Annotated in this window: 13 protein-coding genes; 8 read left to right on the top strand and 5 right to left on the bottom strand. The window is 60.0% G+C overall.

Annotated features, from left to right (window positions below):
* The first annotated feature begins 17 nt into the window (after positions 1–17).
* Positions 18–2240 carry a polyphosphate kinase 1 gene (ppk1, locus tag KUA23_RS29025; RefSeq protein WP_252993218.1) on the top strand — a complete coding sequence of 741 codons (2223 nt, stop codon included), beginning with the start codon at positions 18–20 and terminating at the stop codon, positions 2238–2240.
* A gap of 136 nt (positions 2241–2376) precedes the next feature.
* Here the strand turns inward: ppk1 and ppx are convergent, their stop codons facing one another.
* Complete coding sequence (gene ppx, locus KUA23_RS29020) at positions 2377–3879, bottom strand: exopolyphosphatase (protein ID WP_252993217.1); 1503 nt, start codon at positions 3877–3879, stop codon at positions 2377–2379.
* Positions 3880–4326: 447 nt separating this feature from the next.
* Here ppx and KUA23_RS29015 point away from each other — a divergent pair, with 447 nt between their 5' ends.
* The 4 genes from KUA23_RS29015 (at position 4327) to KUA23_RS29000 (ending at position 8840) form a co-directional block, all read left to right on the top strand.
* On the top strand, positions 4327–4986 hold the full coding sequence (locus KUA23_RS29015; RefSeq protein ID WP_252993216.1) for a DUF1120 domain-containing protein: 660 nt from the start codon (positions 4327–4329) through the stop codon (positions 4984–4986).
* Between the two features lie 132 nt (positions 4987–5118).
* Complete coding sequence (locus KUA23_RS29010) at positions 5119–5808, top strand: fimbria/pilus chaperone family protein (RefSeq protein ID WP_252993215.1); 690 nt, start codon at positions 5119–5121, stop codon at positions 5806–5808.
* A 7-nt stretch (positions 5809–5815) separates the two neighbouring features.
* The gene (locus KUA23_RS29005; RefSeq protein ID WP_487250804.1) at positions 5816–8317 is read left to right on the top strand and encodes a fimbria/pilus outer membrane usher protein; all 2502 of its coding nucleotides are present in this window, start codon (positions 5816–5818) and stop codon (positions 8315–8317) included.
* Entirely contained in the window at positions 8307–8840 is a 534-nt protein-coding gene (locus KUA23_RS29000) for a DUF1120 domain-containing protein (protein WP_252993213.1), read from the top strand. The genes KUA23_RS29005 and KUA23_RS29000 overlap by 11 nt, the downstream gene beginning before the upstream one ends.
* Here the strand turns inward: KUA23_RS29000 and KUA23_RS28995 are convergent.
* The 4 genes from KUA23_RS28995 to KUA23_RS28980 are packed head-to-tail and all read right to left on the bottom strand — an operon-like array spanning position 8812 to position 11654.
* Positions 8812–9549 (bottom strand): amino acid ABC transporter ATP-binding protein, encoded by a 738-nt coding sequence (locus KUA23_RS28995; RefSeq protein ID WP_065938032.1) that lies wholly within the window; start codon positions 9547–9549, stop codon positions 8812–8814. The genes KUA23_RS29000 and KUA23_RS28995 overlap by 29 nt on opposite strands.
* Positions 9536–10186: an amino acid ABC transporter permease gene (locus KUA23_RS28990; RefSeq protein WP_078050660.1), complete on the bottom strand. Its 651-nt coding sequence runs from the start codon at positions 10184–10186 to the stop codon at positions 9536–9538. The genes KUA23_RS28995 and KUA23_RS28990 overlap by 14 nt, the downstream gene beginning before the upstream one ends.
* A complete protein-coding gene (locus KUA23_RS28985) occupies positions 10183–10851 on the bottom strand; it encodes an amino acid ABC transporter permease (RefSeq protein WP_017736949.1) in 669 nt (222 codons plus the stop codon). The genes KUA23_RS28990 and KUA23_RS28985 overlap by 4 nt, the downstream gene beginning before the upstream one ends.
* Positions 10852–10868: 17 nt before the next feature.
* Positions 10869–11654 carry a transporter substrate-binding domain-containing protein gene (locus tag KUA23_RS28980; RefSeq protein ID WP_078050658.1) on the bottom strand — a complete coding sequence of 262 codons (786 nt, stop codon included), beginning with the start codon at positions 11652–11654 and terminating at the stop codon, positions 10869–10871.
* Between the two features lie 255 nt (positions 11655–11909).
* On the opposite strand from KUA23_RS28980, the gene KUA23_RS28975 reads away from it, so the two are divergent.
* The 3 genes from KUA23_RS28975 to rho all read left to right on the top strand — a co-directional run bounded on the left by KUA23_RS28975 (position 11910) and on the right by rho (position 14550).
* A complete protein-coding gene (locus KUA23_RS28975; RefSeq protein WP_078050657.1) occupies positions 11910–12605 on the top strand; it encodes a FadR/GntR family transcriptional regulator in 696 nt (231 codons plus the stop codon).
* Positions 12606–12726: 121 nt separating this feature from the next.
* Positions 12727–13056 (top strand): thioredoxin TrxA, encoded by a 330-nt coding sequence (gene trxA / locus KUA23_RS28970; protein ID WP_015886460.1) that lies wholly within the window; start codon positions 12727–12729, stop codon positions 13054–13056.
* 234 nt (positions 13057–13290) lie between these two features.
* The gene (gene rho, locus KUA23_RS28965) at positions 13291–14550 is read left to right on the top strand and encodes a transcription termination factor Rho (RefSeq protein ID WP_016973082.1); all 1260 of its coding nucleotides are present in this window, start codon (positions 13291–13293) and stop codon (positions 14548–14550) included.
* Positions 14551–14691: the final 141 nt, after the last annotated feature.

The following is a 14691-nucleotide window of genomic DNA, read 5'->3' as shown; positions in this document are numbered from 1 at the left end:
CCTCACAGGAACATTCGATGAATACCGAAGGACTCACAGAAGTTGCCGTAAAAGACGCTCACCCGGTGGTTGAACAAGTCACCGAGACCCCGCCGGAGCACGAGCCCGCCGCACCTGCGGTGGTGGTCGAGGCGCCCGTGGCGGCCCCGGTGGTCGCGGTGACCAACCTGGATGACAGCAGCCTGTACATCCATCGCGAGCTGTCACAACTGCAATTCAACATCCGCGTGCTGGAGCAGGCGCTGGATGAGTCCTATCCGCTGCTGGAGCGGCTCAAATTCCTGCTGATCTTCTCCAGCAACCTGGATGAGTTCTTCGAAATCCGCGTCGCCGGTCTCAAGAAGCAGATCACCTTTGCCCGCGAGCAAGCCGGCGCCGATGGCCTGCAGCCGCACCAGGCGCTGGCGCGCATCAGCGAGCTGGTACACGGCCATGTGGACCGCCAGTACGCGATTCTCAACGACATCCTGCTGCCGGAACTGGAAAAACATCAGGTCCGCTTCATCCGTCGCCGTCACTGGACCACCAAGATCAAAACCTGGGTGCGTCGCTACTTTCGCGACGAGATCGCGCCGATCATCACGCCGATCGGCCTCGACCCGACTCACCCGTTCCCGCTGCTGGTGAACAAGAGCCTCAACTTCATCGTCGAACTGGAAGGGATCGACGCCTTCGGACGCGATTCGGGCCTGGCGATCATCCCGGCGCCGCGCCTGCTGCCACGGATCATCAAGGTACCGGAAGAGGTGGGGGGGCCTGGCGATAACTATGTATTCCTGTCGTCGATGATCCATGCGCACGCCGATGACCTGTTCCAGGGCATGAAGGTAAAAGGCTGCTACCAATTCCGCCTGACCCGTAACGCCGACCTGGCGCTGGACTCCGAAGACGTCGAAGACTTGGCCCGTGCCCTGCGCGGTGAGCTGTTCTCGCGGCGTTACGGTGATGCGGTGCGCCTCGAAGTGGCCGATACCTGCCCGAAACACCTGTCGGACTACCTGCTCAAGCAATTCAACCTGGGCGAGACCGAGTTGTACCAGGTCAATGGTCCGGTGAACCTGACGCGTCTGTTCAGCATCACCGGCCTGGACAGCCATCCGGAGTTGCAATACACGCCGTTCACCCCGCAAATCCCCAAACTGCTGCAGAACAGCGAGAACATTTTCAGTGTGGTGAGCAAGCAGGACATCCTGCTGCTGCACCCCTTCGAGTCCTTCACCCCGGTGGTCGACCTGCTGCGCCAGGCCGCCAAGGACCCGCACGTACTCGCTGTACGCCAGACCCTGTACCGTTCCGGCGCCAACTCGGAAATCGTCGACGCCTTGGTCGACGCCGCGCGTAACGGCAAAGAAGTCACCGCGGTGATCGAGTTGCGTGCACGCTTCGACGAAGAGTCCAACCTGCAACTGGCCAGCCGTCTGCAGGCGGCAGGCGCGGTGGTGATCTACGGTGTGGTCGGCTTCAAGACCCACGCCAAGATGATGCTGATCCTGCGCCGCGAAGCCGGTGAGATCGTGCGTTACGCCCACTTGGGCACCGGCAACTACCACGCCGGCAACGCCAAGCTCTATACCGACTACAGCCTGCTGACCTCCGACGATGCCTTGTGTGAAGACGTCGGGAAGCTGTTCAGCCAGTTGATCGGCATGGGCAAGACCTTGCGCATGAAGAAGCTGCTGCACGCGCCGTTCACCTTAAAGAAGGGCATGCTCGACATGATTGCCCGCGAGACCCAGTTCGCCCTGGACGGCAAGCCGGCGCACATCATCGCCAAGTTCAACTCGCTGACCGATCCGAAGATCATCCGCGCGCTGTACAAGGCCAGCCAGTCCGGCGTGCGTATCGACCTGGTGGTGCGCGGCATGTGCTGCCTGCGCCCTGGCATTGTCGGGGTGTCGCACAACATTCATGTGCGCTCGATCATCGGCCGCTTCCTGGAACACACGCGGGTGTTTTACTTCCTTAACGGTGGCGAAGAGCAGATGTTCCTCTCCAGCGCCGACTGGATGGAGCGCAACCTCGATAAGCGTGTAGAGACCTGCTTCCCGGTGGAAGGCAAGAAGCTGATCATGCGGGTCAAGAAGGAGCTGGAAAGCTACCTGACCGACAACACCCACAGCTGGAGCCTGCAGTCGGACGGCCGCTACGTGCGCAACACGCCGACCGGCAACCAGAACCCGCGCAGTGCGCAGGCGACGTTGTTGGAGAAGTTGGGTAGCCCGATTCTGACGGTGAATTAAAAACCGACGCGGTCTGAAAATGTGGGAGGGGGCTTGCCCCCGATGACGGTGTCAGTCAACAGATTCATTGACTGGTCCACCGCCATCGGGGGCAAGCCCCCTCCCACATTTGTTTTGCAGAGTTCTTCAGGTCAGGTCAGCGCAGGTTCAGGCTGAACCCCACCCGCGTCAGCCACTCCGCTTCCTGGGCGAAGTCCGCCTGGGTCAGCTGGTTCTCATCCAGCCAGCCTTTCGGAAACACCACGTCCAGGCTGTCGTCGTTGGCGCGCAGGGTCACCTGGGGCATTTCCTGGGTGCCACGGATGTGGTGGAACAGGATCGCAAAGCGCAGCAACACGCACAGGCGAATCAGCTTGATGCCTTCGTCGCCGAATTCAGCGAACTTGTCCTTGGGGATGTTACGGCGATGGCCGCGCACCAACAGGGCGAGCATTTGCTGGTCCTCGCGGGAGAAACCGGCCAAGTCCGAGTGTTCGATCAGGTAGGCGCCGTGCTTGTGGTAATGATAGTGGGCGATATCCAGGCCCACTTCGTGCACCTTGGCGGCCCAGCCCAGCAGTTCGCGCCAGACGCCGTCTTCCAGGTCCCAGTCCTCGGCCACCTGGTCGAAGGCGTGCAGGGCTTTGCGCTCGACACGGGCGGCTTGTTCCAGGTCGACGTGGTAGCGCTCCATCAACGAGGTGAGCGTGCGCTCACGCACGTCTTCGTGGTGATGGCGACCCAGCAGGTCGTAGAGCACGCCTTCCCGCAGGGCGCCGTCGCAGTGGTCCATGCGTTGCAGTTCGAGGGCGTCGAAGATCGCTTCGAGAATTGCCAGGCCCGCCGGGAAGATCGTGCGGCGGTCCGGCTTGATGCCGTCGAAGTCGATTTTCTCGGCGTCCCCCAGCTTGAACAGTTTGCGCTTGAGCCAGGCCAGGCCTTCGGCGTTGACTTCGCCGGTGCCATGGCCGCCAGCCTTGAGGGCCAGGCCGATGGCGCGAATGGTGCCGGACGAGCCGATGGCTTCATCCCAGGTCAGGCGGTGCAGGGCGTGCTCGATGCTCATGATCTCCAGGCGCGCCGCCGTGTAGGCCTGGGCGTAGCGCGCCGGGGTGATCTTGCCGTCCTTGAAATAGCGCTGGGTGTAGCTGACGCAGCCCATCTGCAGGCTTTCGCGCAGCAGCGGTTCAAAGCGCTGGCCGATGATGAATTCGGTACTGCCGCCGCCGATGTCGGCGACCAGGCGTTTGCCGGGGGTGTCGGCCAGGGTGTGGGACACGCCCAGATAGATAAGACGTGCCTCCTCGCGACCGGAGATGACTTCCACCGGGTGCCCAAGGATCTCCTCGGCGCGGCGGATGAATTCGCCACGGTTGCGGGCTTCGCGCAACGCGTTGGTGCCGACGATTCGAACGGCGCCCAGGGGCATGCCGTTGATCAGTTGGGCAAACCGCTTCAGGCAATCGAGCCCGCGCTGCATGGATTCTTCATTGAGCTGGCGCTCGTCGTCGATCCCGGCAGCCAGTTGCACCTTCTCGCCAAGTCGCTCAAGGATGCGGATTTCACCGTTCTGGGCCTTGGCCACGACCATGTGAAAGCTGTTGGAGCCCAGGTCGATGGCGGCGATCAGGGACAGATTCTTGGCTTGGGATTGCGGCATGGTTTGGGGGTCTCGGTCGATAACCTGACCATCGTGCCACGATCGACCGCTGACGCCAACGCGTAGTGCTTGGGGAATTTCCCTGAGGTGGTCTGTAGGTAATTCCTGTGGGATATGTAGGTTGCGCTTTCGCGCTTCTGTTAGCGATGTATTCGAGGTATGTAGGAATATGTAACTTTGCACTGTTGGAGGGGTGATTATGATGTCGCCTACAAATTCAGTGCCGGTTTTCTTTTTGGTGCCTGACTCAGTACTACTGCCGAAAAACGCACTGCCGACAGCTTGTTTATATGCCTCCGACAGTAATTGAGGTGTTGTCTTATTCTTTAATTGGGCATCGACAAGACAGACTGTCACTCGGCAATTGTGCCGTGGCGTTATTTATTTGTCGTCGGTTATCCAAAACAGAAATAAATGCGCCTGCTAACTTTAAGTGACAGGTCGAACATGAAAAAGATTGTTGGATTGACTCTGGGTATCGCTTGCCTGGCTGCGGCTTTTGGTGCACAGGCAACAACGAGTGCCCAGTTGAGCGTCAGGGGCACGATCAAACCCGCTTCTTGCAACCTCAGCATGACCGGAGGGGGCAATATCAATTATGGGGATATTCCCTCGAGCTCGTTATCCCAGACGGCCTATACACCGCTGCGGGAGATGACCACGCCCGTGACGATCAATTGCGGAGCAGGCTACACCCAGTTCGGGCTGACATTTGACGACCTGCAGCCGAACAGCAGGGTGAGAGACATTCTGAGCGCGCTTAACCAAGGTCATAGGGACATTCACAACTTTGGCTTGGGTACGGTCGCACAAAAAAACACGGGTGGTTATGCGATCACGCTTAAAGACCTGCAGTCGACAGGTAAAACGCTTTCTCTTATTACGCGTGGTACCAACGCCGGTGCCTGGCAGAACAGTGATGGCAAAGTCGCATGGCAGTCAAGTCAATATTCCTGGCGCAGCGGTGTAGTCCTTGTCCCGGCGTCACTCTCCCAGATGAGCGGGACTATCGCTGTTAGAGCGGTTATCAATAAGGCTCAAGACTTGACGCTAAATCGCGATGTCATTCTTGATGGGCGCGCCACGCTTACATTGGTTTACCTCTAAGCGATTCAACTATGGCCGATCAAAAAGCGGATACTTTTTGATCGGCTGTTTTCATATGAGTGCTTGGCTGTAATAGCTAACCTCATATTCTGCGGGGAACACTGAGTGTGTAGTCTTTCAGTAATAAATAAAGTGCGGTTGTTCGGTGTAAGCCTGTGTCTATGTTTTGTCGATGTGGCCACGGCCGACGGGATGCTGCCGGAGACTTCGGTGGTTATTCTTTATGAAGAGCAGGGCGAGGCCACGATAAACATCAGGAATACCGAGGCGAGGCCAGCGCTTCTTCACTCGGTCGTGGAGAACGTGCCCGAGGACGTGGAGCCCTTATTGATAGTGACACCCCCCATTACGCGGGTGGATGCGGGTGAAACCCAATTAGTGCGCTTCATTGCCACCTTGAAGGAACCGTTGAAGACCCAGCGCTTGAAGCGTGTGTCCTTTGAGGGTATTCCGCAGGCGCGGGCCGGAACGGGTGCGACCATTGGTATCACTGTTCGACAGAACCTGCCGCTGATCCTGCATCCCAAAGGCTTGCCTCGGCATGATTCGCCTTGGGAGTTGTTGACGTGGAGCCGGTCGGGGGAACGTCTGACCGTTCATAACGACAGCGCTTATGTGGTGCGCCTGGCGCCGGATGTGCAGCTACTTCCCCAAAAAGCCTTGGCCACTTTGCCGCGTACCTACATTTTGCCGGGGGAGGTGCTGACGGCACAGGTTGAGGGCAGCCTGGGCGGCTTGGCCGAGGTCGAGATACAGCCGGCCACGGTCTACGGTTTTTCGGTAGACCGCTACCGAGCCCCGATCACTACCGAAGGGAGTTGATCGGCGCATGGCTAACTTGTCGAATAGAAGCCTTTCAGCTTCTTGCTGGTCGCGCCGACCCTCGTTGCTCATGGGGTTTGCGACGCTGTGGAGTTTGCCCGGCCTGGTCTCTGCGCTGGAGTTGGGGGAGGGTTTCGACGTCGCGGCACTGACCACCTACGGTATCGACCCCAAGGTCTCGGACTATTTTCGCACTGCGGCGCGTTTTCGCGAGGGCACCCAGGTGGTGGGGCTACGGGTCAATGGCAATCCGCACGGGTTGGTGGATGCGCGGTTCGACGCGGAAGGCCAGTTGTGTTTCACCCCAGGGTTGTTGGAAAAAGCCGGTTTGGTGCAGCCGCGTGAAGTCGTCCGTGAAGGCACCACCGTCGATGACGCCTGCCACGACTTCCTCGGTGCGTTCCCGACGACGATGGTGCGACTGCGGCCCGGTGTCGATGAGGTGGCATTGGTAGTGCCGACCCAGTCGTTTCGCGAGCCGCAATGGGAGGCTGGGCATTTCGCCCATGGCGGCACGGCGGCCCTGTTCAACTATGACGTGCTGGGCTTTGACAGCCATTCGCGCAGTGGGTCCAGTCGGTTCGTGTCGGCTTATACCGAGGCAGGCTTCAACTTGGGCGACTGGATTGTGCGCAGTCACCAGTTCTATGTCGCTGACAAGGGTGACACCCGTACTGAGCACCTCTATGCCTACGCCCAGCGCGACATTGCTGCGCTGCAGTCCACTTTCCAGGTAGGGCAGATCTCCACTAACAACCCGTTGTTCGGTGGTCTCCAACTGTCGGGCGTGCAGTTTTCTCCGGACGGCCAGTCGCGGGTGCCGGCGGGCAGTAACAATGCGGTGGTAGAGGGCTTGGCCCGGAGCCAATCGCGGATTGAAGTGCGCCAGTCCGGCGTGTTGATTCACAGCACGCTGGTGCCTGAAGGCCCCTTCCGGCTGACGGGTCTGCCTTTGCTCAATGGCACCAGCGACCTGGAAGTCAGCGTCATCGATGTGCGGGGTGCCAAGCGCAGTTTCGTGGTCCCGGCGGCATCATTCGCGGGCGCCGCTCCAGCGGCTCCCGGTTACTACTTTTCCCTTGGCAAGGTGCGGGGCAACGTATCCGAGAGCGGGCCGTCGCCCGTGGTCGCCATGGGCAGTGGCACATGGGGACTGGGACGTGACTCCTCTGCGGGCTTTGGTCTGTTGAGCACGGATGAATACTGGTCGTCTGGCGGCACGCTGAGCAGCGTGTTTTTCCAGCGCGTCTCCGTAGGTGCGCGTCACAACCTGTCCCGTGACAGTCGAGATGCGCGCTACGGCTCACGCAGCAGCGTGTCCATGAGCAGCCCGGTGATTGCCGATATCGAGGTCAGCCTGAGCGCAACCACTCAGACCCGCGGTTATCGTGAGGTGCTTGAAGTCGGGCGCTCATCCAGCGCCGATGGTCTGGACTCTCGCTTCAAGAACCAATATACGGCGGGCATGAGCTGGGTCGACCCCACACTTGGGGGCTTTTCGGTGGGTTACACCCGTAGCGCCCAATTCGACGGGCACACGACCGAGCATGTGTTTGCGGCGTGGAACAAGTCATATCGCTATGCCGACATTGCGCTGATCGGCGACTCGCAGGTGGGCGGCTCCCAGGCTCGCCGTGATGCCCGGCTTGAAGACCGGCGCCGCGATTCGGCTCAGGAAGATAAGCTGTCCGTGCGGCTGCAAGTCCGTGTGCCCTTGGGGGCTGATCGGCGCGTGAGCAGCTATATCAGTCGCCAAGGGGGCCAGTCACGAGCAGGTAGCGCATTCAGTGAGCGGGTCAATGAGTACGTGAATTATGAGGTGGGTGTCGAACGCGATCTAAGCCATCGGGAGCAATCGATCCGAGCCAATGTGGACGTGCTGCCAAGGTATGTCCGAGCCGGGCTGGGTGTCAGTCGTGATCCGCAGGGCACCACCTATTCAGGGCAGGTGCAGGGTGGAATGGTGGTGCACCAGGGTGGCTTGACCTTCTCGCCTTATGCTGTGCAGGACACGTTTGGCATCGTCTCGGTGGGTGACATTGGCGCTGCAAAAGTCGATACCCCGCAAGGTCCGGTGTGGACCGACTTCACCGGGCAGGCGGTGCTCGCCAATCTGCCCGCCTACACCAACAGCCGCATTGAGGTGCAGACCCAGTCATTGCCAAAACGGGTCGACCTGAAGAACGGCACCCAAGTGCTTGCGGCAGGTCGGGGCTCCGTCAATAACGTGGCTTTCGAGGTCGTGACGGTGCGCCGTGTGCTGCTGAGCGCCAGCGATCAACAAGGGCGGCCGCTGCCTCAGGGCGCTTCGGTTTTGGACAAGAACAATCGGTTCCTGACCAGTGTGGTGGGTGATGGCATGATTTTCCTCAACGACGCCAATGACGCCCAAATACTGCGGGTCCTAATGCCGGACTCTTCCTCTTGCCTGCTCAACCTTACCCCCGAGTCGAAGGCCGACAATGACAGGTTCTATGAGACAAGTTCGGCGGTGTGCCATGGCCGTTAAGTTGAAAAGCGTGGGCTTCGCATTGCTCTGCATCGTGTGGATGGCCGAGGGAGCACAGGCGCAAAACTGCCGGGTGTCCGTAAGCCAGTCGCGCGTCGATTATGGCGTTATTCGCAGGGAGGCACTGGTTGAGACTCCCTCAATAGCGCTCAGCACACGCAGGGTGCAACTGAACGTACTGTGCGAGGAGCCTTCGGTCATCGCGTTGCGATTTACCGGCGCAGCCAATGGACAAGGTTTTCGGTTCGGCCGTCAGGGGCGCTTCAACCTGACCCTCAAGCATGCCCTGATGGATGGGCGTGCGGTCGAGTGGACGCAGGCACACTTGCCCGGCGAAAACGCCAGCGGGCAGTTATTGCCAGGCCAGGTCCTGGTGGCACGAGGGGCTGGCCAGCGGTTGAGCGCCCAGGTAGAAATCGATACCAACCTGCCCGCTGATGCGCTGCATGTTCGCAATCAAGCGGTGCTGGAGGGGCAGGGCAGTTTCGAGCTGGTCAGTCCGGCTGCTCCACGGAGCCGATGAAATTGGCGAACTCGGGGGTTTGCGGGTTGGCGAACAGCACCTTGGGGTCGCCCACTTCATGCACCTTGCCCTGGTGCATGAACACCAGCTTGTCGCCGACTTCCCGGGCGAAGCGCATTTCGTGGGTCACCATGATCAGGGTCATGCCGTCCTTGGCCAGTTGGCGCACCACGCTGAGCACTTCGTTGACCAGCTCCGGGTCGAGGGCCGAGGTGATTTCATCGCACAGCAACACCTTGGGCGACATCGCCAGGGCGCGTGCGATGGCCACACGCTGTTGCTGGCCGCCGGACAGGCGATCAGGGAAGGCGTCGAACTTCTCGCCCAGCCCCACACGCTCAAGCATTTGCCTGGCCAATTGGGCGGCCTTGGCCTTGGGCACTTTCTGCACCACTTGCGGCGCGAGCATCACGTTTTCACCGACGGTCAGGTGCGGGAACAGGTTGAACTGCTGGAACACCATGCCGACTTTCTGCCGCAGGCTACGCAAGTCGGCGCGTGCGGCGTCGAGGTATTCGCCATCGACTTCGATCACGCCGTCGTTGATGGACTCCAGGCCGTTGAGGGTGCGCAGCAAGGTGGACTTGCCCGAACCGCTGCGGCCGATGATCGCCACCACCTGGCCTTCTTCAACGGTCAGGTCGATGCCCTTGAGTACATGGTGATCGCCGTAATACTTATGCAGGGCGGAAATTCTAAGCAGAGGCATGCAGTCTCCTTTCCAGGTAGCGAGCACTGAGGGACAGGGGGTAGCAGAGCAAAAAGTAACCAAGGGCCACCAGGCCGTAGACCATGAAGGGCTCGAAGGTGGCGTTGGCGAGCATGCCGCCGGTCTTGGTCAACTCGGTGAAACCGATGATCGAGGTTACGGCGGTGCCTTTGATCACTTGCACCGAGAAGCCCACCGTCGGCGCCACGGCAATGCGCAGCGCCTGGGGCAAGATCACGTAGCGCAGCTGCTCCAGCGGGTTGAGCGCCAGGCTGGCCGAGGCTTCCCATTGCCCGTGGGCGATGGAGTCGACGCAGCCGCGCCAGATTTCGGCGAGGTAGGCGCTGGTAAACAGGGTCAGGGCAATGGCGGCTGCCAGCCAGGGCGAGATGTCCACACCGAGCAGGGCAATGCCGAAAAACACCAGGAACAGCTGCATCAACAGCGGCGTGCCCTGGAACAGCTCAATGTAGGTGCGGGCGACATTGCGCGGGAAGGCTTTGCGACTGATGCGCATCGTCATCACCAGCAAGCCGATCACGCCGCCACCGATAAACGCCACCAGTGAAAGCAACAGCGTCCATTGCAGGCCAGTGGCCAGGTTGCGCACGATGTCCCAGAAGGAGAAATCACTCATCGGCTGTTCCTCATCACGAAGCGGCGGCCAATCCAGTTGAGCAACTGGCGAATCATCAACGCCATGCACAGGTACACCAGGGTGGTCAGGGCATAGGTTTCGAATGCACGGAAATTGCGCGACTGGATAAAGTTGGCGGCAAAGCTCAACTCTTCGGTGGCGATCTGCGAGCACACCGCCGAACCGAGCATCACGATGATGATCTGGCTGCTCAGGGCCGGCCACACCTTGCCCAGCGCCGGTAGCAGCACCACGTGGCGAAAGGCTTCGAAGCGCGTCATGGCCAGCGCGGCGGCGGCTTCCAGCTGCCCGCGTGGAATGGCCTGGATGCCGGCGCGGATGATCTCCGTGGAGTAGGCGCCCAGGTTGATCACCATCGCCAGCACGGCAGCTTGCCACTCGGTGATCTTCAGCCCCAGGGACGGCAGGCCGAAGAAGATGAAGAACAACTGCACCAGGAATGGCGTGTTGCGGATCAACTCGACATACACGCCAAAGAACCAGGCGAACGGCTGGATCTTCCACGCCCGCACCACGGCGCCGACGGTGCCCAGGGCCACGCCGAGGATGGCGCCGATGGCGGTCAGCTCAAGGGTGAACAGCGCGCCGCGCAACAGCAGGTCGGTGTTGGCCAGGACCGGTACAAAGTCAAATTGATACGCCATGAGTCAGCTCCGTCGCTTCACAGATCGGCGGGCAGCGGCTCTTTCAGCCATTGCATAGCGTTCTTTTCCAGGCTGCCATCGGCCTTGGCCGCGACCAGGATCTGGTTGACCTTCTCCAGCAGCGCCGGCTCGTTCTTGTTCACGCCCACGTACACCGGCGAATCCTTGAGCTTCACTTTCAGCGCCGGCACCCGTTTCGGGTTGCGTTCGCTGATCGCGACCATCACCACATTGCCGCTGGCGATCAGGTCAACCTGGCCGGCCAGGTAGGCGGCGATGGTCGAGTTGTTATCTTCGAAACGCTTGATCGTGGCTTCCTTGGGCGCAACGGCGGTCAGCTCGATGTCTTCGATGGCGCCACGGGTCACGCTGATCGTCTTGCCCTTGAGGTCGTCGGTGCTGCTGATGGCGGCTTCAGGCGGGCCGAACACGGCCAGGTAGAACGGCGCGTAAGCCTTGGAGAAGTCGATGACTTTCTCGCGCTCGGCGTTCTTGCCCAGGCTGGAGATCACCAGGTCGACCTTGCCTGTGGTGAGGAACGGAATACGGTTGGTGCTGTTGACGGGGGTGAGTTCCAGCTTGACCTTGAGTTGGTCGGCCAGCAGCTTGGCGGTATCGATGTCGAGGCCGCGTGGCTTCATGTCAGGGCCGACCGAACCGAACGGCGGGAAGTCCTGGGGCACGGCAACCTTAAGGGTGCCACGGGCAATGATGTCGTCCAGACCATTGGCCTGGGCGGGTGCCTGGCTCAGCATCAGGCTGGCAAACAGGGCAGTAAGCAGGGCGCTGTAGCGCTTGGTCATGGCAACTCTCCGAGAAGGGCGAAGGAATTTTCTGGATTTGCTCAGTGCACAGCCCATGCCATCACGCTCAATAACGCCTGAAAGCCAGGGATCTATTGCGTTTTGGTGGTCGGACTGGTCTGAACAGTTCGCGGACTTTTCGCACCCTTTTCGAGCGCCGACAAAACCCTGCGAGCCCCTTTGGGGCGTGGCTTGCCGACAGCTGCGAATAGCTTTACAACTAGCGGGTCCGTTGACCGCAACCTTGAGTTTTTTATGAATTCCATCGCCCAAGCCGTACCGGAAGCGGCCCTGCAGGCCATCCGCAAACTGATCAAGGAGCAAGGCTTCGGGCCGGGCGATGCACTGCCGTCGCAACGCGACCTGGCGGTGCGGTTGGGGGTGAGCCGGGCGTCGTTGCGCGAGGCGTTGTCGTCCCTCAGCGCGCTGGGAGTGGTCAGTGTGCAGCCCGGCAAGGGCGTGTTCGTGCAGGCCGCGGAGGAATCGCCAGGGTTTGCCTGGCCTTTTGCGGCCCAGGCCACGCCACTGGATATCTTCCAACTGCGTTATGCCTTGGAAGGGTTCGCGGCGGGGTTGGCGGCGGTCACATTGACTATCGATGAGCTGGACAGCCTGGAAGATAACGTCGAGGCCATGCGCAAGGTGCTCAAGGCGGGCGACTTTGAAGCCGCTGCCCGGCTGGACTTCGAATTTCACCAGCGCATCCTGCTCGCCAGCGGTAATCAAGCGATGGTGAGCATCCTCAGCGCGAGTGCCGAGGTGTTCCTGGAGAGCCAGAAGCTACCGTTCATCCGGCCGGAGCGAGCCATGGAAACCTGGCAGGAGCACCGCAGGATCCTGCGCGCCCTGGCCCGGCGTGCCAGTGCGGCGGCGCAGAAAACCATGCAGGAACACGTGCGCAATGCGGCGTTGCGCACCGGCATCGCTTTTGTGACTCCCGTAACACCCTGAGGTGGGCTATACCCAAACTCATGCGCCTTCATAGCAAGACTCAATCAGCGGCAGCTTCCTGAACGGGGGAAGGGCGGCTATGATGGGCCACGTTTTTTTTGCTTACATTCCGGAGACATCCATGAGCAACGATCTTATCAAGCACGTCACCGACGCGACCTTTGAGGCCGAAGTACTCAAGGCTGCTGGCCCGGTGCTGGTTGACTACTGGGCTGAATGGTGTGGCCCTTGCAAAATGATCGCTCCAGTCCTGGACGACATTGCGACCACCTACGAAGGCAAGCTGACCATTGCCAAGCTGAACATCGACGACAACCAGGAAACCCCGGCCAAGCACGGCGTGCGTGGTATCCCGACCCTGATGCTGTTCAAGAACGGCAACGTCGAAGCGACCAAAGTAGGCGCGCTGTCGAAGTCTCAGCTGCAAGCTTTCCTCGACGCGAACATCTAAGCGTCGTCAAAAAAGCCCCGCAAATAGCGGGGCTTTTTCGTGAAACAGGGCTAGACGCTCCGAAACTCAGGTGGTACATTCGGCCCCGCACTGGTTTCTCCACTGCCCCCTGCAAGCCGTCGCCGACGCATTCCTTTTCGATTAGTACGCGATCCTGTCGCCTTCTCTGCGGCGCGGCCTCATTAAGCCAAAAGCTTAATTTCCCCCCTCCATAAATGATTACGTCATTCCTATATGAATCTGACTGAACTCAAGCAAAAGCCGATTACCGACCTGCTCCAACTGGCCGAAGAAATGGGCATAGAAAATATGGCCCGTTCGCGCAAGCAGGACGTGATTTTCTCCTTGCTGAAAAAGCACGCGAAAAGCGGCGAGGAAATCTCCGGTGATGGCGTGCTGGAGATTCTCCAGGACGGCTTCGGCTTCCTCCGCTCTGCAGACGCCTCCTATCTTGCCGGCCCAGACGATATCTATGTCTCGCCGAGCCAGATCCGTCGCTTCAACTTGCGCACCGGTGACACCATCGTTGGCAAAATCCGACCTCCGAAGGAAGGCGAGCGTTATTTCGCCCTGCTCAAGGTCGACACGATCAACTTCGATCGTCCCGAGAACGCGAAAAACAAGATTCTCTTTGAGAACCTGACCCCGCTGTTCCCGACCGTGCGCATGAAGATGGAAGCCGGTAACGGTTCCACCGAAGACTTGACCGGTCGTGTGATCGACCTGTGCGCCCCGATCGGCAAAGGCCAGCGCGGCCTGATCGTCGCACCGCCGAAAGCCGGTAAGACCATCATGCTGCAGAACATTGCAGCGAACATCGCACGTAACAACCCTGAAGTTCACCTGATCGTATTGCTGATCGATGAACGTCCGGAAGAAGTGACCGAAATGCAGCGCACCGTGCGCGGCGAAGTGGTTGCCTCGACGTTCGATGAGCCGCCAACCCGCCACGTGCAGGTTGCCGAAATGGTGATCGAGAAGGCCAAGCGCCTGGTCGAACACAAGAAAGACGTGGTGATCCTGCTCGACTCCATCACCCGTCTGGCCCGTGCCTACAACACCGTGATCCCTAGCTCCGGCAAGGTACTGACCGGTGGTGTCGATGCACACGCCCTGGAGAAACCGAAGCGTTTCTTCGGCGCCGCGCGGAACATCGAAGAAGGCGGCTCGCTGACCATTATCGCCACCGCACTGGTTGAAACCGGTTCGAAGATGGACGAAGTGATCTACGAAGAGTTCAAGGGTACTGGCAACATGGAACTGCCCCTGGACCGTCGCATCGCGGAAAAACGCGTATTCCCGGCCATCAACATCAACCGCTCCGGCACCCGCCGCGAAGAGTTGCTGACTGCCGACGACGAACTGCAGCGCATGTGGATCCTGCGCAAGCTGCTGCACCCGATGGATGAAGTCGCTGCCATCGAGTTCCTGGTCGACAAGCTGAAAACCACCAAGACCAACGACGAGTTCTTCCTGTCGATGAAGCGTAAGTAATACGACGTTTCAGGTCCGAAAGAATGGCGCCCTCAGGGGCGCCATTTTTTTTCGCCTGCTTTTTAAGCGCCGTTGGCACCCAAATGCACCGCGATAAGCTGCCAGCCGCCGTCATAGCAGGTAGGATGTACGCCTATTTTA

The organism is Pseudomonas pergaminensis, from assembly GCF_024112395.2.
In the GTDB taxonomy this organism is placed as follows: Bacteria; Pseudomonadota; Gammaproteobacteria; order Pseudomonadales; family Pseudomonadaceae; genus Aquipseudomonas; species Aquipseudomonas pergaminensis.
The sequence above is the reverse complement of the archived record's forward strand: the minus strand, read 5'-3'. Positions and strand labels throughout refer to the sequence as shown.